The sequence below is a fragment of the Streptococcus infantis genome (assembly GCF_021497965.1).
Lineage (GTDB): Bacteria > Bacillota > Bacilli > Lactobacillales > Streptococcaceae > Streptococcus > Streptococcus infantis_B.
This window is the reverse complement of record NZ_CP046525.1, coordinates 1,686,235-1,707,667: the sequence shown is the minus strand read 5'-3', so window position 1 is coordinate 1,707,667 and position 21,433 is coordinate 1,686,235. Positions and strand designations below refer to the sequence as shown.

The following is a 21,433-nucleotide window of genomic DNA, read 5'->3' as shown; positions in this document are numbered from 1 at the left end:
CAACAAACTCCTCCTTTTCTAAAAGGTATAATCTTACACCTATTTTATCATATAGCAAGTATTTTTTCCACAACTTGTGAAAAACAATCCACAATGTTTAAAAGATTTATCCACAAGTTGTGGATAAGAAGTTTTATCTGTGATTTAATTGACTTTTCACATACTGATTTAGTGGATAAGTCTGTGAGTTGAGAAAAATAAAATAACAGCCTTATTTCAGGCTGTTAATAAAACGTTGGTACTCTTCTTGATTATGAAAAGAGATAGTTATTTTTCCTGCCTCTTTTTTTTGAAGGACAATTTGGACATCTAATCCCAACAATTTTTTTAAATTTTCTTCTTCTTCTTTGATAAAGTAATCTTTTTCTCTGATTTTCTTCTTCTTTTTTTCCTCTTGAAGTAAATGTTCTACTTGCCGAACTGATAAATCCTCTGTCTGAATACGATGAAGTAATTTTTTTTGTTCTTCAACAGGTAGCTGGATTAGGAGTCGAGCATGTGCTTGAGATAATTTTCCAGTTTCTACTTCCGTTAGAATAAAATCAGGGAGAGTAAGTAAGCGAACAAGATTAGTAATATAGGGACGTGATTTTCCCATTTTGTCAGCAATTTCTGCATGAGTATACCCTTTATCAATTAAAGATTGATAAGCTTTTGCTTCCTCAATCGGATTTAAGTCTTCCCGCTGCAAATTTTCAATGACTGAGTGAATCATCATATCTTGATCAGAAAGTTTTTTGATGATTACAGGTACCTCTGAAAGTCCAGCTGCTATGGATGCACGATACCGTCTTTCTCCAGCTAGAATTTCGTATCCAATAACTGGAGATTGACGGACGATAATGGGTTGAATTAATCCATTTTCTTTGATAGATTGAGCAAGTTCTTTTATTTTTTCTTCTGAAAATTCTTTACGTGGTTGATAGGGATTTTTTTGAATATCACTTATACGAATGAGTTTAAATTCTTCCATGTTTCTACAGTATCACAACTTTGATATTATGTAAAGTAAGTTTACAAATCTGTAAACTATTGATTTAAATCACTAGTACTCTTGTCCAACTTGATTTTAGTTGTTTCTTCTTTACCATTACGGTAATAAGTTACAGTCATTTCATCTCCAATAGAGTGGCTATATAGAGCACTTTGTAATTCAGTAGTGGAAGAAATAGCTTTATCATCTATTTTTGTAATGACGTCATATTGTTGCAGATGTCCATTGGCAGGCATATTTTTTTGAACAGAACGAACAGCTACACCAGAAGTAACATTTCCAGGAAGTTTTAGTTTTTGAAGATCAGTTGTATTAAGATTTGATAAGTTAACCATGTGGATTCCAAGAGCAGGTCGAGTTACTTTTCCATCTTTTTCTAATTGTTTAATAATGTTGATTACGTCGTTTGCAGGAATTGCAAAACCAAGACCTTCGACAGATGTTCCACCATTAGAGGCAATCTTACTTGATGTAATACCGATAACTTGGCCTTGGATATTAATCAAAGGACCACCTGAGTTACCAGGGTTAATAGCTGTATCTGTTTGGATAGCATTGGTTGAGATAGCTTGTCCATCTTCGGATTTTAGAGAGACATTTCTATTTAAACTTGATACAATCCCTTGTGTCACAGTATTGGCATATTCAGAACCTAGGGGACTTCCGATTGCAATAGCTGTTTCTCCAACTGTTAGTTGATTAGAATCACCAAATTCGGCCACTGTTGTGACCTTATCTGCAGCAATTTTTACAACAGCAATATCTGAATAAGTATCAGAACCCACAATATCACCAGGAACTTTTGTACCATCTGCTAAACGAATATCAACTTTTTTAGCGCCATTAATAACGTGAGTATTTGTTACAATATAAGCAGTATCCCCTTCCTTTTTATAAATGACACCAGAACCTTCACTGAATACTTGTTCAGCATTGGTATCCATATCAGTTTCATCAGATGTGATTAAACTGTTTTGAGAGTTTGATGAGTAAGTAATGACAGATACAACAGCATCTTTAACTTTATCGACTGCTTGTGTAGTTGAGTTTTCATTTTTTACAGCTGCTTTACTGACAGTAGTGGTAGTTGTCGTACCACTATTTTGTTTTTGACTGAGCTGTAATGTTGTAAAAGTACCTAAAATACCACTAAAAAAGCTAATGAGAATGATTAATAAAAGTTGTCCCCATTTTTTTAAGTTTTTCTTCATAGAAGAATCCTCCAAATTTATTTTATAAAATTATAAAATTATTAACTTAATCCTAACTTAAAAAAGTTTAAATTTTTCACAATCTGTGGAAAATTGTTAAAAACTTGTGAATTTATCACTATTTTCCCTGTTTTTATTTGTGAATAAGATGTGAATAAAATACGATTGTGATAAAATAGAAGCATGAAAATTAAAATTGTAACAGTTGGAAAACTAAAAGAAAAGTATCTAAAAGATGGAATTGCTGAGTATTCTAAGAGAATTTCTCGTTTTGCTACTGTCGAAATGGTTGAATTAGCTGATGAGAAGACACCAGATCGTGCTAGTGATTCTGAAAACGAAAAAATCTTGGATTTAGAAGGGAATCGAATTCTTTCCAAAATTGGGGATAGAGAATTTGTTGTTGTTTTAGCTATTGAAGGGAAAACTTTGTCTTCTGAAGAATTCAGTAAACAGCTAGAACGAGCATCTATTAATGGTTTTTCAACCTTAACCTTTGTTATCGGTGGAAGTTTAGGATTATCTAATGAAGTGAAAAAACGAGCTAACCTATCAGTAAGTTTTGGCCGTTTAACTCTCCCACATCAATTAATGCGTCTCGTATTAACAGAGCAGATATACCGAGCTTTTACCATTCAACAAGGCTCTCCTTATCATAAATAGGATTGACTATTCTTAATTATTTTGATAAGATAAACTAGTTAGGTCTCATAGCTCAGCTGGATAGAGCATTCGCCTTCTAAGCGAACGGTCGCAGGTTCGAATCCTGCTGGGATCATATACTAGATTTAACGCTGGGGTAACCCAGCGTTTTTTGTAAAAAAATGACAGTTCAGGTACAAAAATGTACAGTTGAGAATGATTGTTTATAATATAAATCACATTTTGTATAATAGATTTGTAAGTTCATTTAAAAGAAAAAAGAGAAAACATTATAGGGAGATATAATGGATTTATTGAAAATACTCATAGTTATTCTTCATATTTTTATTCTAACAAATAGCTATGAACTCATTTGTAAGGCAACAAAAAAAGAAAGATATCTGTTTATTTCTTGGGTATTTATATTACAGTCTATTGTTGAAATTTTATTCTATTTAACTTCTTTACATGGATTAGGAATGGAAAAAATTTCATTTACCTGTATTATCTTTGCTTATTTAATAGGATTTAAAAAATATAATAAGTTCAAAGCTATTTTTATTAGTTTATTATTGTCTTTATTATATCAAAGTACTCATACATTTATAGCAGTAATCATATCCTCTATAACAGGTGATTCTTTCTTAATAAAATATGAAGATTTATTTTTTGTAGTGGTTTTGATGCTGACGTATTTTATCACTAAAAAAATTATTACTTATTTTCATCTTGAACTTACTTATTTTGATAAAGATTACCTTTATCCATTTTTCAAAAAGGTCATTTTAATTTTCTTTACTTTACAAGTTCTATTATTCATTTCAGATATGGTGGGTATTCATGCTCATTTTAATAATTTCAGTAGTATTTTAGCAACAATTGTCTTTATTTGTTTATTACTAATCTTCTTTGCAATGAACGCTCATAAGGTTCAAGCTGAAAGAGAGATCGCTCTAAAACAGAAGAAATTTGAACAAGAACATTTACAGACTTACACTGATGAAATTGTTAGTTTGTATAATGAAATCCGCGGTTTTCGTCATGACTATGCAGGAATGCTTGTCAGTATGCAAATGGCAATTGACAGCGGTGATTTACAGGAAATTGACAGAATTTACAATAAAGTTTTAGTGAAAGCTAATCAGAAATTGCGTTCAGATAAATATACCTACTTTGATTTAAATAACATAGAAGATTCAGCTTTACGAAGTTTGATTGCTCGATCCATTGTATATGCACAAAATAATGATGTGGAGTTTACACTTGAGGTAAAGGATGTTGTTACAAGATTGTCAATCGATTTACTCGATCTTGTTCGGATTATGAGTGTTTTGCTAAACAACGCTGTTGAAGGTGCTGCAGAAAGTTATTTGAAACAAATGGAAGTTGCAGTGATTAAGATGGATTTGGAGACAGTTATCGTGATTCAAAATTCATGTAATATCGTTATGAATCCTTCGGAAGATTTATTTGAGCTAGGTTTTTCTACAAAGGGTAGAAATAGAGGAATAGGTCTTAATAATGTTAAAGAAATTTTGGATAAGTATGAAAATATCATTTTAGAAACAGAGATGGAAGATAGTACATTTAGACAGATTATTAGATTTAAGAGAGAGTTTGAATGAAAGTATTAATTTTAGAAGATGTTATTCAACATCAAGTCAGACTAGAAAGAACCTTGGATGAAATTTCAAAGGAATTAAATATTCCTATTTCTTATAAAACAACAGGTAAAGAACGAGAATTTAAGGAATATATCGAAAATGACGAAGTAAACCAGCTTTATTTTCTAGATATTGATATTCATGGAGTTGAGAAAAAAGGATTTGAAGTCGCACAGTTTATTCGTCACCACAATCCCTATGCAATTATCGTATTTATCACTAGTAGATCAGAATTTGCTACCTTAACTTACAAATATCAAGTATCCGCCTTGGATTTTGTTGATAAAGATATCAATGATGAATTATTTAAGAAACGTATCAAACAGAGTATCTTATATACCAAGAGTATGCTGCTTGAAAATAAAGATGTTGTGGATTATTTTGACTATAACTACAAGGGGAATGATTTGAAGATCCCCTACCATGATATTTTGTATATTGAAACAACAGGTGTTTCTCATAAGTTACGGATTATTGGTAAGAATTTCGCTAAAGAATTTTATGGAACCATGACGGATATCCAAGAAAAAGATAAAGAAACCCAAAGATTTTATTCCGCTCATAAATCATTTCTTGTTAATGTAGGAAATATTAGGGAAATTGATCGAAAAAATTTAGAAGTGGTTTTTTATGAGGAACATCGCTGCCCGATTACCCGTCTCAAGGTTCGGAAATTAAGAGATATTCTGGAGAAAAAATCTAAAAAGTGATTGACAATTAGTAAGAAATTGATATAATGGTTATATCTGCTACAGATAGATGGTCCGTTGGTCAAGGGGTTAAGACACCGCCTTTTCACGGCGGTAACACGGGTTCGAATCCCGTACGGACTATATTATCCGCCATAGCTCAGTTGGTAGTAGCGCATGACTGTTAATCATGATGTCGTAGGTTCGAGTCCTACTGGCGGAGTCAAACAAAAAAGAACACCATTGGTGTTCTTTTTTGTTTCTAATTTGAATCTCCTAACATTTTCATTAGAAAGTCTGTCATTTCTTGCGGACTTTCTTTTTTTCCATGTGCAATCCAAGTCTGGCAAACACCAAATAGTGCATTGGTTAGATAGATGCTACTATATTCTAACTCAATGTCGTTTAAATTTAATTGCATAAAGCGTTTCTGGAGGTCAGTGCTAAGCATGATATGAAGTTTATTTCTCAGGAAGTTTTGTATTTCTTTTGTACCATTTTCAGATAAAAGAGCAGCTAGCAATGGTTCAGACTCCAGATACTCAAATACTTCTAAAATAGCATCTTTTTTATGATGGGCGTGTTTTTGGAAAATGTACTCAAAGGTATGAAAAAGTTTGCTTTGGTAGTGCTCAATCATATCATACTTATCTTTGTAATGTGTATAAAAGCTAGAGCGACTAATTCCGGCTTTCTCAGCTAGCTTAACAGTAGAAATTTGATCAAATGGTTGTTCCATTAATAATTGAACCATAGCATTCTCGATAATACGTTTTGTTTTTAAGCGTTTGTTACTCTCTATCATAGTTCCTCCTTGTGAACAAAAATAGACGTAATGTCTAAAAAATGAGTTTTTACCTTGTAATTTGGATTTTTTAATGTATAATCTATTATATCAAAATTTTAGACAATATGTGTAAAAAAAGGAGACAATATGTTTAAAGAATGGAAAGCAATTTTTAAAAAACCAACCTTTATCATTGTAATGATAGGGATTTCTCTTATTCCAGCTTTATACAATATCATATTTTTATCATCCATGTGGGACCCATATGGTCAATTATCAGAGTTGCCTGTAGCGGTTGTAAATAATGATAAGGAAGCGACTTACAATGGAAATACAATGGCTATCGGAAAAGACATGGTGTCTAATTTAGAAAATAATAAATCCTTGGATTTTCATTTTGTAAATGAGGAAGAAGGAAAAAAAGGACTAGAGAATGGCGATTACTATATGGTAGTGACTTTGCCAAGTGATTTGTCTGAAAAGGCTGCTTCTATTTTAACAGATCACCCAGAACAAATGAACATTGACTATCAAACTTCTAGTGGGCATAGCTTCATTGCAAGTAAGATGAGTGATTCTGCTATGACACAGTTAAAACAAAATGTTTCTGCCAGTGTAACTGAGACTTACACGAAAGCTTTATTTCAAAAGATGGGTGATTTAAAATCTGGTTTAACCAAGGCAGCCGATGGAAGTGAACAATTGGCTAACGGGGCCAGTCAGTTAGCTGTAGGAAGTCAGACATTGACTACTAACCTACACTCTTTAGCAGATTCAAGTTTAACATTTTCAAATGGAACGGAGCAGTTTACTAAAGGATTATCCTCTTATGTTTCTGGTGTTGAACAACTTCATCTTGGCTTAGGGACTTTTAATAGTGGTTTAGTTACATATACTGGTGCAGTAAGTAAATTAGATAGCGGATTAGGTCAATTAGCTTCTAAAAGTCCTGAATTAGTAGGAGGAATCAATCAATTATATACTGGTGTAGAGGCCTATACTGGCGGTGTTTCTCAGCTAAATACTGGTCTTAATCAATTTTCATCTGGTGTTAGTGCCTATACAAATGGAGTGGGAAATCTTGCAACAGGTGCAAATCAGTTATCTAGTCAATCAGCTACACTTCGAATGGGTGTGGAGCAATTAAGTGAAGGAATTCAACAACTTTCTAGCAAGTTAGATACTTCGTCTGAGCAAAAAGATCAAATTAATCAATTATCTTCTGGTCTAAATCAGTTAAATCAAGCCATTCAAAATATTGATGTTGGAGATACAAAACAATTATCTTCTGTTTTATCAAGTATAGTTTCTCTTTCTAATCAAATGCTAGCAAGTGCTCAGTCTGAAAAAGCAACTACATTAGCCAATATTCAATCGACAGCAGCTTATCAATCATTGACAAGTGAACAACAAGCTGAGATAAGCGCTTCTGTATCTCAAAATTCGACTGATAGTATTCAATCGGCTCAGTCAATTATAGCTTTAGTACAAGGTTTACAGGGAAGTTTAGAAAACTTACAAAATCAATCTTCAAATCTTTCGACATTACAAAATCAAGCCAATCAAGTATTACCGCTTGCTTCTACTTCTTTGACAGGATTGTCAAGTGGATTAACAGAAATGCAGGGAGCAGTGACGAGTAAATTAGTTCCTGCTAGTCAGTCGATTGCATCAGGTGTAAATTCATATACTGCAGGTGTTGATAAAATTTCTCAGGGCGCAAGTCAACTAAGTGAAAAAAATTCCACCTTGACAGGTAGTTTGGATCAACTAGTTTCAGGCTCAACTACCTTGACACAAAAATCTTCTAGCTTGACAGCGGGAGTTGGTCAATTAGTTGAAAAAACTCCAGAATTAGTATCTGGTATTGAAAAATTATCAACTGGCTCTAACCAATTGAATCAAAAGAGTCAAGAATTAATGGCAGGAGTTGATAAATTACAATCAGGATCTGGTCAATTAGCAGACAAATCCAGTCAGTTACTTTCAGGTGCTTCTCAATTAGAGAATGGAGCTAATAAATTGGCAGATGGATCTGGGAAACTTGCAGAAGGTGGAACAAAGTTAACTTCTGGATTGGAAGATTTACAGGCAGGAGTTGCTTCTTTAGGACAAGGACTAGGTAATGCTAGTGATCAACTCAAATCAGCATCAACAGAGTCAAAAAATGCAGAAACATTAGCGGAACCCTTAAGTCTTTCAAAGACAGATAATGATCAGGTTCCTGTAAATGGGATTGCAATGGCTCCTTACATGATATCAGTTGCACTTTTTGTTGCTGCATTATCAACAAATATGATTTTTGCTAAATTACCTTCAGGTCGTCATCCTGAAACTCGCTGGGCTTGGTTCAAATCTCGCTTTGAGATAAATGGAGTTATAGCTGTTTTAGCCGCTGTCTTAGTCTATGGTGGCGTTCATCTTATTGGTTTAACTGCAAATCATGAAATGAGAACTTTATTCTTAATTATTATCGCAAGTTTAACATTTATGTCTATGGTGACGGCATTAACAACATGGAATAGTCGATTAGGTGCTTTCTTCTCACTTATTTTGCTATTATTGCAATTAGCATCAAGTGCAGGAACTTATCCACTTGCTTTGACAAATGATTTCTTTAGAGCTGTTAATCCTTGGTTGCCAATGAGTTATTCAGTTTCAGGATTGAGACAAACAATTTCTATGACAGGGAATATTCATAGTCAGATAATTTTCCTTCTCGTAACTTTAGTTCTATTTATAGGATTAGGTATGCTTGCTTATCAACCTAAAAAAATGGATGAAGATTAAAAAAGTTTCACGTGAAACAATGAATAATTTACAAGTAATTAATAAAAAACTCAGTTGGTTAAACCAACTGAGTTTTTTTAAAGTTATACTTAATCTTTCCAAAGTTCTTTGACTTTTGCTTGAACTTCTTCATTTGCAAGGAATTCATCGTAGGTTTCATCGATACGGTCGATGACGCCGTTTTTAGATAAGACAATGATATGGTTAGCCAAAGTTTGAATAAACTCATGGTCGTGACTGGCAAAGATGATAGATTCTTTGAAGTTTTTCAATCCATCATTCAGACTTGAGATAGATTCCAAATCTAAGTGATTTGTAGGATCATCGAGTACAAGGACATTAGATTTCAAAAGCATGAGTTTTGAGAGCATCACGCGCACCTTTTCTCCCCCTGACAAGACGTTTACAGGCTTGTTAACCTCGTCTCCAGAAAAGAGCATACGTCCGAGGAATCCACGAAGGAAGGTATTGTCATCTTCTTCTTTACTTGCAAATTGACGGAGCCAGTCAAGAATCGACTCGCCACCTGCAAAATCAGCAGAATTGTCTTTTGGTAAGTAAGAGCGACTAGTTGTAACTCCCCACTTGACAGTTCCTTCATAGTCGATATCACCCATAATCGCACGAATCAAGGCAGTTGTTTGGATGTCGTTTTGCCCAATAAGAGCTGTCTTATCACCTGGACGCAAGATGAAGCTGATGTTGTCAAGAATAGTTTCACCGTCAATCTTGACAGATAAGTTTTCTACTGTTAAGAGATCATTACCGATTTCTCGTTCTGCTTTAAAGTTGATAAATGGGTATTTACGACTAGAAGGTACAATTTCCTCTAATTCAATCTTATCAAGCATTTTCTTACGTGAAGTCGCTTGTCTTGATTTAGAAGCATTGGCAGAGAATCGAGCAACGAATTCTTGAAGTTGTTTGATCTTTTCTTCTGCTTTTGCATTACGGTCAGCTTGTAATTTAGCTGCAAGTTCAGAGGATTCCTTCCAGAAGTCGTAGTTACCAACGTAGAGTTTGATTTTTCCAAAGTCAAGGTCGGCCATGTGAGTACATACTTTGTTCAAAAAGTGACGGTCATGAGATACGACAATAACTGTGTTATCAAAATCAATCAAGAAATCTTCTAACCAGGTAATAGATTGAATATCAAGACCGTTGGTAGGCTCATCCAAAAGAAGGACATCCGGTTTACCAAATAGAGCTTTAGCAAGGAGTACTTTCACTTTGTCACCATTTGAAAGTTCACTCATATTTTGATAATGAAGTTCTTCTGGGATATTCAAATTTTGTAAAAGTTGTGAAGCTTCACTCTCAGCTTCCCAACCACCTAGTTCAGCAAATTCTCCTTCAAGTTCAGCAGCACGAACGCCATCTTCATCTGAAAAATCTTCCTTCATATAAATGGCGTCTTTTTCTTTCATGATGTTGTAAAGTTTTTCATTTCCCATGATGACAACATCAATAACACGTTCGTCCTCATAGTCAAAGTGATTTTGACGAAGAACTGAAAGACGTTCGTCTGGTCCTAGAGAGACATGACCAGTTGTTGGTTCAATATCACCAGCTAAAATTTTCAAAAAGGTTGATTTTCCGGCACCATTAGCACCAATCAAACCATAGGTGTTTCCTTCTGTAAATTTAATGTTGACATCATCAAAAAGTTTGCGATCACTAAAACGTAGTGAAACATCAGATACTGTTAGCAATGTTTTTCTCCTATTATATGTAATACTTTAATTCTACTAGAAAATTAGTAAATATTCAAATTTTTATTTGTCAATTTTTTGTAAAGTAAGTTGACAGTTTCTTTACGGATATATGGCTAGAAAACTATTGTTTGATTGAAAAAATTATCTGTCTTTTTATCAAAAAAATGCTATAATTGAAAGGACCATATCAAAGGAGAATATTATGAGTAAACCCATTATTTTAACAGGAGATCGTCCAACGGGGAAATTACATATTGGGCACTACGTTGGTAGCTTGAAAAATCGTGTCTTACTACAAGAAGAAAATAAATATGACATGTTTGTTTTTTTAGCTGATCAGCAAGCCTTAACTGACCATGCAAAAGATCCTCAAACAATTGTAGAATCAATTGGGAATGTTGCCTTGGACTATCTTGCAGTGGGATTAGATCCTAATAAATCAACAATTTTTATTCAAAGTCAGATTCCAGAATTGGCAGAGCTATCTATGTATTACATGAACCTAGTTTCATTAGCTCGTTTGGAACGAAATCCAACTGTAAAAACAGAAATTTCACAGAAAGGTTTTGGAGAAAGCATTCCAACTGGATTCTTGGTGTATCCTATTTCACAAGCAGCGGATATTACAGCCTTTAAAGCAAACTTAGTTCCAGTAGGGAATGATCAAAAACCGATGATTGAACAAACACGTGAAATTGTACGTTCTTTCAATCATGCCTATAACTGTGATGTTTTAGTAGAACCAGAAGGAATTTACCCTGAGCATGAAGGTGCAGGACGTTTACCAGGACTTGATGGTAATGCCAAAATGTCGAAATCACTTAATAATGGAATTTACCTAGCTGATGATGCGGATACTTTGCGTAAAAAAGTAATGAGTATGTATACAGATCCAGACCATATTCGTGTTGAGGATCCAGGTAAGATTGAAGGAAATATGGTTTTCCATTACTTGGACGTATTTGGTCGACCTGAGGATACTCAAGAGATTGCTGAAATGAAAGAACACTACCAACGTGGGGGTCTTGGGGACGTTAAGACTAAGCGTTATCTACTTGAAATTTTGGAAAGAGAGCTTGCTCCTATTCGCGAACGACGCCTTGAATATGCCAAAGACATGGGTGAGGTTTATAATATGCTTCAAAAAGGTAGTGAAAAAGCTCGTGAAGTTGCTGGTCAGACCTTATCAGAAGTAAAAGCTGCAATGGGTCTTAATTACTTTCATTAATAGATAAAATATGAACTATAAAACTATTTCTTCTTTAAAATAAGAGGGATAGTTTTTTTATATGTTCTCTTATAAATTTAATTGACAAATTTTCATAGAATGGTATGATAGATACAATACAAAAAGCGTTAAGCTCAAAAAGAAAGAAAAGAGGGAACTTCAATGTCTAATTGGGACACTAAATTTTTGAAAAAAGGTTTTACCTTTGATGATGTATTGCTTATTCCGGCAGAGAGTCATGTGTTGCCTAATGATGCGGATTTAACTACAAAATTGGCAGATAATTTGACTTTAAATATCCCAATTATTACCGCTGCGATGGATACTGTAACAGAAAGCCAAATGGCCATTGCTATTGCGCGTGCAGGTGGACTTGGAGTTATCCATAAAAATATGTCTATTGAGCAACAGGCAGATGAAGTTCGTAAGGTAAAACGTTCTGAAAATGGTGTTATCATTGATCCATTCTTCTTGACTCCAGAACATACCATTGCTGAAGCAGATGAACTCATGGGTCGTTACCGTATCAGTGGTGTTCCAGTAGTTGAAACACTTGAAAATCGTAAATTGGTTGGTATTTTAACAAACCGAGACCTTCGTTTTATTTCAGATTACAATCAACCAATCTCAAATCATATGACCAGCGAAAACCTCGTTACTGCTCCTGTTGGAACAGATCTTGAAACAGCTGAAAGTATTCTTCAAGAACACCGTATTGAAAAACTTCCTTTGGTTGACGAAGATGGTCGTCTTTCTGGTTTGATTACTATTAAAGATATTGAAAAAGTAATTGAGTTTCCAAACGCAGCTAAAGATGAATTTGGTCGTCTCCTTGTTGCGGGTGCTGTAGGGGTTACCTCAGATACATTTGAACGTGCAGAAGCACTTTTTGAAGCAGGTGCGGATGCCATTGTTATCGATACTGCTCACGGTCACTCAGCAGGTGTTCTTCGCAAAATCGCTGAGATTCGTGCTCACTTCCCAGATCGTACACTGATTGCTGGGAATATTGCGACGGCTGAAGGTGCACGTGCCCTTTATGATGCGGGTGTTGACGTTGTTAAAGTTGGTATTGGACCAGGTTCAATCTGTACAACTCGAGTAATCGCAGGTGTTGGAGTTCCTCAAGTTACAGCTATTTACGATGCTGCAGCAGTGGCGCGTGAATATGGCAAAACAATCATTGCTGATGGTGGAATCAAGTATTCTGGAGATATTGTTAAGGCTCTTGCTGCTGGTGGAAATGCAGTAATGCTTGGATCAATGTTTGCAGGAACAGATGAAGCTCCAGGGGAAACTGAAATCTTCCAAGGACGTAAGTTCAAGACTTATCGTGGTATGGGTTCAATCGCCGCAATGAAGAAAGGTTCAAGCGACCGTTACTTCCAAGGTTCTGTTAATGAAGCAAACAAACTCGTTCCAGAAGGAATTGAAGGACGTGTTGCTTATAAAGGAGCAGCAGCTGATATCGTCTTCCAAATGATTGGTGGTATTCGTTCTGGTATGGGTTATTGTGGTGCAGCTAACCTTAAAGAATTGCATGACAATGCTCAATTTATCGAAATGTCTGGTGCTGGTCTAAAAGAAAGCCATCCACATGATGTGCAAATCACTAATGAAGCACCAAATTACTCAATGTAAACAAAAAATCTCCTGTCAAACAGGAGATTTTTTTGTTTTGACAAAACTGTAAACTTCAATTTACAACTATTTGACCGTTGTTTACTGTAAATACACTGAGAGTATCAGGTAAGTTTTGAAGATGGTCTAAACTAGTAGTTGTAATAAAGGTTTGGATGTTATGAGAAATCGTTTCTAACAATTTAAGTTGACGGGTATTGTCAAGCTCACTCATAACATCATCAAGTAAAAGAATTGGAGATTCTTTAGTAATGCTCTCCATCAATTCGATTTCAGCAAGTTTTATAGAAAGAACTAGACTACGATGCTGTCCTTGACTACCAAAACTTGCGTCTATTCCATTGATTAAGAAAGTCATATCATCCCGATGAGGGCCAACTCCCGTATTCTTCTTAAATAAATCTCTGGATCTACTTTTTTGAAGTGCTATACGGAAAGAATCAGCTAAAAGTTCTTTGTCAACGAAGTTTACAGAAGGTTGATAGTGGATTGACAGTTCTTCTAACTGATCTGAGATGTCAAAATGTTTTTTCTTGCCAAAGAATTCCATTTTTTGTATGAAGTCATCCCTATGAATCATTACACGACATCCGTACTCTACAAGTTGGTCATCAAGGACAGATAAAAAAGTGTCATCAATATTTTGTGTAGATTTTAGATAGCTATTTCTCTGTTTAAGGATGTGGTTATAACTTGACAGGTCTGACAAGTAAATTGGTTTGATTTGGCCTAACTCCATGTCAATGAATTTACGACGAATGGCCGGAGCACCTTTGACAAGTTGTAAATCTTCTGGAGCAAATAAGACAACGTTCATATGTCCGATATAATCAGAAAGACGAGCTTGCTTTAAATGGTTTACTTTTGTAATTCGACCTTTTTGTGTGAGGTCTATTTCAAGTGGTATAGTTGCCGTTTTTTTCTGCAAGATTCCAGAGACTTGTAGTTGCTCTTCTTCAAATTGAATTAAATTTTTGTCGGTCTTTGTTCTGTGACTTCTTGTTAGAGCTAAAAAATAAATACTTTCAAGAAGATTTGTTTTTCCTTGAGCATTCCGGCCAACAAATACGTTTAATTTTGGGTTAAAATCAATTTCTGTATTACGATAGTTACGAAATTGTTTAATGCATAAGTTTTTCAGCCACATATTTACCTACCTGGGAAACGTGGTGCACTTTTTACTTTTGGTGGCTGGTTCTTTTTGTCTGGTTTTTTTTGAACCTTTTTATTCATTTCTTTAACAAGTTTAGCTACACGCTCTTTCTCGATTTTATCTTGTTTAAATTCCTCAAGTTCTTCAGGATTTGGTTGAACTAGAATAATTTGAGTTTTTAAATCAGGGATTTCAATAGAATCTCCGACTCTAATTTTTTTGCCTCGACGATTTTCTAATTCTCCATTAAAATATACAAGATGGTCCGCTAAAAAAGATTTAATAGCACCTCCACTTTGGATGATTCCAAGATCTTTCAAAAGAGCTTGGAGAGTAATAAATTCTTCAAATAATTTGTATTCCATAGTTCACCTCAATCTTTGGTATTATACCATATTTTGCTTAAAATAGTGGAGAAGAAACCCGTTGAGTGAAAACGATTTTAATTTCAAAAAAGTCAAAGAGAACAAGAAAAATTTTCATTTTCATGGTATAATAGAACTCTATGTAAAAGGAGGTAAAAGATGGAGCTATTCCCAGGAATTGCAGTGCATTTTATCCAATCTAAAAAGTTTAAGACAAATAAAATAACCATGCGTTTCACAGCTCCATTATCTCTGGATTTAATCTCTGGTCGCATGCTAAGTGCCAGTATGCTTGAAACTGCTAATAAAGGCTATCCAACTGCCCAGGTTCTTAGAAAACATCTGGCAGCATTGTATGGAGCAGATTTGTCAACTCATGCTTATAGAAGGGGCCAAAGTCACTTAGTAGACGTGAGTTTGACTTATGTTCGAGATGAATTTTTAAGTAAGAAAAACGTATTAACTGCTCAGGTTTTAGAATTATTGTATCAAGTCATATTTAATCCATTGTCAAATGAAGATGAATTTGAGACCAATGCCTTTGAAATTGAAGAAAAACAATTGTTGGCGAGACTAGAATCAGAATTAGAGGATCCTTTCTTCTTTGCTCATAAAGAATTGGATCAGTTGTTTTTTCAAGAAGAATCAATGCAGTTAGTTCCTAAAGATTTAATTGCCAGAATTTCCGAAGAGACTTCTAAATCTTGCTATTCAAGTTTTCAAAAAATGCTGAAAGAAGATAGGATTGATTTATTCTTTTTAGGTGATTTTAATGAAATTGAAGTCTTAGAAAACTTGAAGAAATTTAACTTGACAGGTCGTAAAGAAACTGTAAATATTCAATATCAGCAAGGTTATTCAAATGTTCTTAGAGAAGGAATTGCCAGGAAAAACCTAGGTCAGTCTATTCTAGAAATGGGTTATCATAGTACAATTGGTTATGGAGATGTTCAAAAGATGGCCTTGCTTCTCGTGAATGGTTTGCTTGGAGCTTTCCCACACTCTAAATTGTTTACTCAAGTTAGGGAAAAAGAAGGACTGGCCTACACTGTTTCTAGTCACTTAGATCTCTTTAGTGGATTTTTAAGATTATTTGCTGGAATAAATCGTCAAAATCGCAACAAGGCAAGAAAATTGATGAATGATCAATTGTTAGCAATCAAAAATGGTAGATTTACAGATGCTGAAGTTACTCAAACTAAGGAAATGATTCGTAGGACGATGTTGTTGAGTCAGGATAATCAAGATTCGATTATAGATAGAGAATACTTGAGCATCTTTTTTGGTAAATCAGTTTTAGACCAAGAAACTTTGATAGAGCAACTAGAGCAAGTTGACAGGGATGAAATCTGTAGGGCGGCATCTAGTTTGAAATTGCAGGCTATTTATTTTATGGAAGGAGCAGAATGACTAGAGTTACTTTTCAAGAGAAATTTTATCCTGCTGTAAAGGAAACTCTTTATCAAGCAAAATTAGAAAACGGCTTGACAGTTACTTTACTTCCGAAAAATGACTTTAACGAAGTTTACGGGGTAGCCACTGTCCAAGTTGGTTCGGTTGATACAAAGTTTACAGCTAGAAATGGTAAAAAGGAAGAATACCCTAGTGGGATTGCTCATTTTTTAGAACATAAACTTTTTGAAAGAGAAAATTCTGAAGATATCATGGCTGCATTTACCAAATTAGGTGCAGATAGTAACGCCTTTACAAGCTTTACAAATACAAGTTATCTTTTTTCAACCTCTGACAATGTCGCTGAGTGTTTAGACTTGCTTGACGAGCTTGTTACTTGCTTTAACGTTACTGAAGAATCTGTTGAACGAGAAAAGGATATCATTCAACAAGAGCGCGAAATGTATCAGGATGATCCTGATTCTTGCTTGTTCTTTAAAACTCTTGCAAATCTTTATCCAGAAAGTCCTTTAGCTTCGGATATTGTTGGTACTGAAAATTCGATAGAAGATATTCGTTTAGAGGATTTACGAGATAATTTTGATGAATTTTACACACCTGTCAATAGCCATATTTTTCTCGTTGGAAATTTTGATTTAGAGTTGATACAGAATTATTTCTTGCAAAAGGATGTTGGAGTTTGTATAGTTCAAAATCCACGAGAAACAATCGCTTTACACCCTGTAAAGAAGGTTGAGAGTATTCGTATGGATGTGGCTTCTCCTAAATTAGCTATTGGAGTTCGAACAAATGCTGAGATGGAGAGTAAAGACTGCTATCGATACGGTGTTTTGTTGAAGGCCTTGTTTTCGATGATGTTTGGATGGACCTCAAAAAGATTTCAAAGTTTGTATGAAACTGGGAAACTAGATTCTTCATTATCTATGGAGGTTGAAATCAATCATCGTTTTAATTTTTTGATGCTGACAATGGATACAAAAGAACCTGTTGCCATTTCACACCAATTTCGAAAGGCAATAAAAAATTTTGTAACTGATCCGGATGTGTCAGAGGAGCATCTTGATTTAATAAAAAGTGAAATTTATGGAGAGTTTATCCATAATCTGAATTCTTTAGAATTTATTGCGACTCAATATCAGTCGCACGTTGATGAATCAACCTTGTTTGATTTGCCAAAGATTATACAGGAAATGACCTTAGAAGATGTTCTTGAGGTAGGTCATCATTTTATTGATAATAGTGAAATGGTTGAGTTTACGATTTTTCCGCTATAATAATTGAAAAAAATGAGACTAGAAAGAAGGAATGATAAGTATGAGGAAAAAAACAATCGGTGAAGTTCTACGTTTAGCAAGAGTAAACCAGGGGTTGAGTTTAGAGGAGTTGCAGCGCAAGACAGATATTCAGCTGGATATGCTAGAAGCTTTAGAGTCAGATGATTTTGATAAATTACCTAGTCCCTTTTATGTTCGCTCTTTTTTGAGAAAGTATGCTTGGGCAGTTGAATTGGATGAAAGTATAGTTCTAGATGCTTATGATTCAGGTAGTATGATTACCTATGAAGAAGTTGATGTTGATGAGATAGAACTATCAGGTCGTAGACGTTCTAATCGAAAGAAACGTTCCCTGCTTCCACTTTTTTACTTCGTCTTATTCTCCTTATCAATTTTAGTATTCGTAACCTATTATGTTTGGAATTATATTCAAACACAACCAACAGAAACAACTTCAGCTAACTATAATGTTGTAACTACTACTACAAATGCAACAACTAGTGAAACAACAACTAGCAACCAAACCACTAGTCCATCAAGTTCGAGTGAAGCATCAACTGTGACTGTTTCAGGTCAGGGAGATGTGATATCAGTAGAGTATAAAACTTCTAAAGATACTGCTGAACTTCAATTATCTGTGACGGATGCAACAAGTTGGATAAGTGTATCAGATACGGATCTAGCTGGAGGAACTACTCTCGAGCCAAATAACAAAACAGCTAAAACAACAATTTCTAAAGGCTCTCCGGTAACAATCACATTAGGCGTTGTAAAAGGCGTTAAAATTAAAATTGATAATCAAGAAATTGACACTGCAAAATTAACTGGTCAAACTGGTTGGATTAGACTAACAGTGAGTTCAAACTAAGGAAGGATAATATGAAAAAAGAAAATATTCCTAACATACTTACGCTTGGTAGAATTTTATTTATTCCGATTTTTGTTCTCCTTCTATCATTTGGCCCATCTCCTGTGTTACATAAAATAGCAGCAATTATTTTTGCCATTGCAAGTATCACTGACTATTTAGACGGTTATTTAGCTAGAAAGTGGCAAGTAGTTAGCAATTTTGGGAAATTTGCTGATCCAATGGCGGATAAGCTATTGGTTATGTCAGCGTTTATTATGCTAGTTGGCCTCGATATGGCTCCTGCTTGGGTGGTGGCTGTTATCATTTGTCGTGAACTTGCAGTTACTGGTTTGCGCTTGCTTTTAGTTGAAACCGGAGGTACTGTTTTAGCTGCAGCAATGCCAGGAAAAATCAAGACATTTAGTCAGATGTTCGCGATTATCTTCTTGTTATTCCATTGGAATTTGCTCGGTCAGATAACTCTTTATATTGCCTTGTTCTTCACAGTTTATTCTGGTTATGATTACTTCAAGGGAAGCGCATATTTATTTAAAGGAACCTTTCGCTAGATATGGAATCGATTATTGAAATTAAGGATCTGTCATTTCGATACCAGGCAGATCAAGAACATTATGATGTTCATAACATTTCGTTTCACGTGAAACGTGGAGAATGGTTGTCAATCGTTGGTCACAACGGGAGTGGGAAATCAACTACAGTTCGCTTGATTGATGGCTTACTCGAGGCTGAATCTGGAGAAATTTGGATAGATGGTGATTGCCTAACACCAGAGAATGTCTGGGAGAAAAGACGTAAGATTGGTATGGTGTTTCAAAATCCCGATAATCAGTTCGTAGGAGCAACTGTTGAAGATGACGTAGCTTTTGGCCTAGAAAACCAAGGGATTCCACTTGAAGAGATGAAGAAACGAGTCTCTGAAGCTCTGTCATTAGTTGGGATGGCGGAATTTACAAAAAAAGAACCAGCTCGCTTGTCTGGAGGTCAGAAACAGAGAGTGGCAATTGCAGGAGTTGTAGCTCTGCGACCAGATATTTTAATCTTGGATGAGGCTACAAGTATGTTGGATCCAGAAGGGCGACTAGAGTTGATTAAGATAGTCCAGAAGATTCGCCAAGACCACCAGATGACAGTTATCTCTATTACGCATGATTTAGATGAGGTTGCTATGAGTGACCGTGTTTTAGTAATGAAAAAAGGGAAAGTCGAGTCAACAAGCACTCCTAGAGAATTATTTTCTAGGTCAGATTTAGATCAAATTGGCTTAGATCAACCCTTTGTCAACCAATTGAAAGAATCATTACGTACTAGTGGTTTGAATTTGCCAGAGTTCTATCTTACAGAAGAGGAACTTGAGGAGGCTTTATGGGAATTATTCTAGACAATGTTAGTTATACGTATCAAGAAGGAACGCCGTTTGCCTCAGTTGCCTTGTCTGATGTCAGTTTGACAATAGAGGATGGCTCTTATACTGCGATTATTGGGCATACAGGAAGCGGAAAGTCTACAATCCTTCAACTTTTGAATGGTTTGCTAGTTCCTACAGAGGGAAGTGTTCGTGTCTTTGATACATTGATTACATCAACATCAGTCAATAAGCAAATTCGTCAAATTCGCAAACAAGTAGGCTTGGTTTTTCAGTTTGCTGAAAATCAAATTTTTGAGGAAACAGTCTTAAAAGATGTGGCATTTGGACCTCAAAATTTTGGAGTTTCTGTAGAAGAGGCAGAAGCTATCGCGCGTGAAAAACTAGCTTTAGTGGGAATTGACGAGTCACTTTTTGAACGTAGTCCATTTGAACTTTCAGGAGGACAAATGAGAAGGGTTGCTATTGCTGGGATTTTAGCAATGGAACCTAAGATTTTGGTGTTAGATGAGCCAACCGCGGGCTTGGATCCAATTGGCCGAAAAGAGTTGATGACCTTGTTTAAAAAGCTTCATCAAGATGGTATCACGATTGTTTTGGTGACTCACCTTATGGATGATGTAGCAGAATTTGCTGACCAAGTTTACGTAATGGAAAAAGGGAAATTAGTTAAGAGTGGGAAACCAAGTCTTGTCTTTCAAAATGTCGAATTTATGGAAAGAATCCAATTGGGTGTTCCAAAAATTACAAGATTTGCTCAAAGGCTTGCTAACAGAGGAGTTTCTTTTAAACAATTGCCGATAACGATAGAGGAGTTTAAGGAGTTCATCAATGGATAATATGATTTTAGGTCGTTACATACCAGGAAATTCGATTGTTCATCGTCTTGATCCTCGTAGTAAGTTAGTGGCAATGATTTTATTAATTCTGATTGTTTTTTGGGCCAATAATCCAATAACAAATTTGATCCTTTTCGTTGCAACAGCTATATTTGTAGCTTTATCAGAAGTTCCCTTATCCTTTTTCATAAAAGGTTTGCGATCTATGTTTTTTCTAATTGCTTTTACAACCCTTTTTCAACTGTTCTTTATCTCAGGTGGAGATGTCTTGTTCGAGGTAGGGTTTATAAAAATCACAAGTCATGGAATTGAACAGGCTGGGATTATTTTTTGTCGCTTTGTTTTGATTATCTTTTTCTCAACCTTGCTTACTTTGACGACCATGCCACTAAGTTTGGCAACAGCAGTTGAATCCTTGCTTGGACCTTTAAAAAGATTCAAGGTTCCTGTTCATGAAATTGGGCTTATGTTGTCTATGAGTTTGCGATTTGTACCAACCTTGATGGATGATACGATTCGCATTATGAATGCTCAAAAGGCGCGTGGTGTTGATTTTGGAGAAGGGAATGTAATCCAAAAAGTCAAGGCTATGATACCTATTTTGATACCTTTGTTCGCTACCAGTTTGAAAAGAGCGGATTCTCTTGCTACAGCTATGGAAGCTAGAGGGTATCAAGGCGGAAATGGACGTAGTCAGTATCGACAGTTGAAATGGATGAATAAAGATAGTGTAGCTCTATTACTTATTTGTGTCTTGGGCGGTATTCTATTTTTGTTAAAATCCTAGAGTGAAG

General features: G+C 35.2%; 19 protein-coding genes and 3 tRNA genes. 16 read left to right on the top strand and 6 right to left on the bottom strand.

The genetic code is table 11. The features are described from left to right. Positions 1-211: 211 nt before the first annotated feature. Complete coding sequence (locus GOM46_RS08315) at positions 212-973, bottom strand: ParB/RepB/Spo0J family partition protein (RefSeq protein WP_235083589.1); 762 nt, start codon at positions 971-973, stop codon at positions 212-214. A 56-nt stretch (positions 974-1,029) separates the two neighbouring features. Then, on the bottom strand, positions 1,030-2,205 hold the full coding sequence (locus GOM46_RS08310; protein WP_235083588.1) for a S1C family serine protease: 1,176 nt from the start codon (positions 2,203-2,205) through the stop codon (positions 1,030-1,032). A 183-nt stretch (positions 2,206-2,388) separates the two neighbouring features. On the opposite strand from GOM46_RS08310, the gene rlmH reads away from it, so the two are divergent. The 6 genes from rlmH (at position 2,389) to GOM46_RS08280 (ending at position 5,423) form a co-directional block, all read left to right on the top strand. After that, positions 2,389-2,868, top strand: a complete 480-nt coding sequence (gene rlmH, locus GOM46_RS08305) for a 23S rRNA (pseudouridine(1915)-N(3))-methyltransferase RlmH (RefSeq protein ID WP_235083587.1) — start codon at positions 2,389-2,391, stop codon at positions 2,866-2,868. A 41-nt stretch (positions 2,869-2,909) separates the two neighbouring features. Then, positions 2,910-2,983, top strand: a tRNA-Arg gene (locus GOM46_RS08300). Between the two features lie 169 nt (positions 2,984-3,152). Beyond that, the gene (gene comD, locus GOM46_RS08295; protein ID WP_235083586.1) at positions 3,153-4,472 is read left to right on the top strand and encodes a competence system sensor histidine kinase ComD; all 1,320 of its coding nucleotides are present in this window, start codon (positions 3,153-3,155) and stop codon (positions 4,470-4,472) included. Continuing rightward, complete coding sequence (comE, locus tag GOM46_RS08290; protein ID WP_235083585.1) at positions 4,469-5,221, top strand: competence system response regulator transcription factor ComE; 753 nt, start codon at positions 4,469-4,471, stop codon at positions 5,219-5,221. The genes comD and comE overlap by 4 nt, the downstream gene beginning before the upstream one ends. A gap of 51 nt (positions 5,222-5,272) precedes the next feature. Continuing rightward, positions 5,273-5,344 (top strand) — tRNA-Glu (locus GOM46_RS08285). Between the two features lie 5 nt (positions 5,345-5,349). Continuing rightward, positions 5,350-5,423 (top strand) — tRNA-Asn (locus tag GOM46_RS08280). 39 nt (positions 5,424-5,462) lie between these two features. Here GOM46_RS08280 and GOM46_RS08275 read toward each other — a convergent pair. Beyond that, entirely contained in the window at positions 5,463-6,005 is a 543-nt protein-coding gene (locus tag GOM46_RS08275; RefSeq protein ID WP_006150545.1) for a TetR/AcrR family transcriptional regulator, read from the bottom strand. Between the two features lie 129 nt (positions 6,006-6,134). Here GOM46_RS08275 and GOM46_RS08270 point away from each other — a divergent pair, with 129 nt between their 5' ends. Continuing rightward, the gene (locus GOM46_RS08270; RefSeq protein ID WP_235083584.1) at positions 6,135-8,777 is read left to right on the top strand and encodes a YhgE/Pip domain-containing protein; all 2,643 of its coding nucleotides are present in this window, start codon (positions 6,135-6,137) and stop codon (positions 8,775-8,777) included. Positions 8,778-8,866: 89 nt separating this feature from the next. Here the strand turns inward: GOM46_RS08270 and GOM46_RS08265 are convergent, their stop codons facing one another. Then, entirely contained in the window at positions 8,867-10,489 is a 1,623-nt protein-coding gene (locus GOM46_RS08265; protein WP_235083583.1) for an ATP-binding cassette domain-containing protein, read from the bottom strand. A 205-nt stretch (positions 10,490-10,694) separates the two neighbouring features. Between GOM46_RS08265 and trpS the strand changes: the two genes are divergently transcribed. Both trpS and guaB read left to right on the top strand, forming a co-directional pair. Further along, entirely contained in the window at positions 10,695-11,720 is a 1,026-nt protein-coding gene (gene trpS, locus GOM46_RS08260) for a tryptophan--tRNA ligase (protein WP_235083582.1), read from the top strand. A 162-nt stretch (positions 11,721-11,882) separates the two neighbouring features. Continuing rightward, the gene (gene guaB, locus GOM46_RS08255; protein WP_016466527.1) at positions 11,883-13,361 is read left to right on the top strand and encodes an IMP dehydrogenase; all 1,479 of its coding nucleotides are present in this window, start codon (positions 11,883-11,885) and stop codon (positions 13,359-13,361) included. Positions 13,362-13,416: 55 nt separating this feature from the next. On the opposite strand, the gene recF is transcribed toward guaB, so the two are convergent. After that, on the bottom strand, positions 13,417-14,508 hold the full coding sequence (recF, locus tag GOM46_RS08250) for a DNA replication/repair protein RecF (protein WP_235083581.1): 1,092 nt from the start codon (positions 14,506-14,508) through the stop codon (positions 13,417-13,419). 2 nt (positions 14,509-14,510) lie between these two features. Next, entirely contained in the window at positions 14,511-14,879 is a 369-nt protein-coding gene (yaaA, locus tag GOM46_RS08245) for a S4 domain-containing protein YaaA (protein ID WP_235083580.1), read from the bottom strand. Between the two features lie 159 nt (positions 14,880-15,038). On the opposite strand from yaaA, the gene yfmF reads away from it, so the two are divergent. Genes yfmF through GOM46_RS08210 form a run of 7 tightly spaced genes read left to right on the top strand, consistent with a single transcriptional unit; the run spans position 15,039 to position 21,426 of the window. Further along, positions 15,039-16,289 carry an EF-P 5-aminopentanol modification-associated protein YfmF gene (gene yfmF, locus GOM46_RS08240; RefSeq protein WP_235083579.1) on the top strand — a complete coding sequence of 417 codons (1,251 nt, stop codon included), beginning with the start codon at positions 15,039-15,041 and terminating at the stop codon, positions 16,287-16,289. Further along, entirely contained in the window at positions 16,286-17,566 is a 1,281-nt protein-coding gene (gene yfmH / locus GOM46_RS08235) for an EF-P 5-aminopentanol modification-associated protein YfmH (protein WP_006150900.1), read from the top strand. The genes yfmF and yfmH overlap by 4 nt, the downstream gene beginning before the upstream one ends. A gap of 40 nt (positions 17,567-17,606) precedes the next feature. Beyond that, positions 17,607-18,434 carry a cytoskeleton protein RodZ gene (rodZ, locus tag GOM46_RS08230; protein WP_235083578.1) on the top strand — a complete coding sequence of 276 codons (828 nt, stop codon included), beginning with the start codon at positions 17,607-17,609 and terminating at the stop codon, positions 18,432-18,434. A gap of 11 nt (positions 18,435-18,445) precedes the next feature. Beyond that, positions 18,446-18,985: a CDP-diacylglycerol--glycerol-3-phosphate 3-phosphatidyltransferase gene (pgsA, locus tag GOM46_RS08225; RefSeq protein WP_006150908.1), complete on the top strand. Its 540-nt coding sequence runs from the start codon at positions 18,446-18,448 to the stop codon at positions 18,983-18,985. Positions 18,986-18,987: 2 nt separating this feature from the next. Then, positions 18,988-19,815 carry an energy-coupling factor ABC transporter ATP-binding protein gene (locus GOM46_RS08220; protein WP_235083577.1) on the top strand — a complete coding sequence of 276 codons (828 nt, stop codon included), beginning with the start codon at positions 18,988-18,990 and terminating at the stop codon, positions 19,813-19,815. Then, complete coding sequence (locus GOM46_RS08215; RefSeq protein ID WP_235083576.1) at positions 19,800-20,639, top strand: energy-coupling factor transporter ATPase; 840 nt, start codon at positions 19,800-19,802, stop codon at positions 20,637-20,639. Before GOM46_RS08220 ends, GOM46_RS08215 begins: the two co-directional genes overlap by 16 nt. Beyond that, complete coding sequence (locus GOM46_RS08210; protein ID WP_235083575.1) at positions 20,632-21,426, top strand: energy-coupling factor transporter transmembrane component T family protein; 795 nt, start codon at positions 20,632-20,634, stop codon at positions 21,424-21,426. Before GOM46_RS08215 ends, GOM46_RS08210 begins: the two co-directional genes overlap by 8 nt. The last annotated feature ends 7 nt before the right edge of the window (positions 21,427-21,433 follow it).

Coding starts and splice junctions, on each gene's coding strand:
- GOM46_RS08210 (WP_235083575.1), top strand. CDS start 20,632: ATGGATAATATGATTTTAGGTCGTTACATACCAGGAAATTCGATTGTT.
- rodZ (WP_235083578.1), top strand. CDS start 17,607: ATGAGGAAAAAAACAATCGGTGAAGTTCTACGTTTAGCAAGAGTAAAC.
- GOM46_RS08275 (WP_006150545.1), bottom strand. CDS start 6,005: ATGATAGAGAGTAACAAACGCTTAAAAACAAAACGTATTATCGAGAAT.
- comE (WP_235083585.1), top strand. CDS start 4,469: ATGAAAGTATTAATTTTAGAAGATGTTATTCAACATCAAGTCAGACTA.
- GOM46_RS08270 (WP_235083584.1), top strand. CDS start 6,135: ATGTTTAAAGAATGGAAAGCAATTTTTAAAAAACCAACCTTTATCATT.
- GOM46_RS08215 (WP_235083576.1), top strand. CDS start 19,800: ATGGGAATTATTCTAGACAATGTTAGTTATACGTATCAAGAAGGAACG.
- rlmH (WP_235083587.1), top strand. CDS start 2,389: ATGAAAATTAAAATTGTAACAGTTGGAAAACTAAAAGAAAAGTATCTA.
- GOM46_RS08310 (WP_235083588.1), bottom strand. CDS start 2,205: ATGAAGAAAAACTTAAAAAAATGGGGACAACTTTTATTAATCATTCTC.
- recF (WP_235083581.1), bottom strand. CDS start 14,508: ATGTGGCTGAAAAACTTATGCATTAAACAATTTCGTAACTATCGTAAT.
- guaB (WP_016466527.1), top strand. CDS start 11,883: ATGTCTAATTGGGACACTAAATTTTTGAAAAAAGGTTTTACCTTTGAT.
- yfmF (WP_235083579.1), top strand. CDS start 15,039: ATGGAGCTATTCCCAGGAATTGCAGTGCATTTTATCCAATCTAAAAAG.
- comD (WP_235083586.1), top strand. CDS start 3,153: ATGGATTTATTGAAAATACTCATAGTTATTCTTCATATTTTTATTCTA.
- pgsA (WP_006150908.1), top strand. CDS start 18,446: ATGAAAAAAGAAAATATTCCTAACATACTTACGCTTGGTAGAATTTTA.
- trpS (WP_235083582.1), top strand. CDS start 10,695: ATGAGTAAACCCATTATTTTAACAGGAGATCGTCCAACGGGGAAATTA.
- yfmH (WP_006150900.1), top strand. CDS start 16,286: ATGACTAGAGTTACTTTTCAAGAGAAATTTTATCCTGCTGTAAAGGAA.
- GOM46_RS08220 (WP_235083577.1), top strand. CDS start 18,988: ATGGAATCGATTATTGAAATTAAGGATCTGTCATTTCGATACCAGGCA.
- yaaA (WP_235083580.1), bottom strand. CDS start 14,879: ATGGAATACAAATTATTTGAAGAATTTATTACTCTCCAAGCTCTTTTG.
- GOM46_RS08315 (WP_235083589.1), bottom strand. CDS start 973: ATGGAAGAATTTAAACTCATTCGTATAAGTGATATTCAAAAAAATCCC.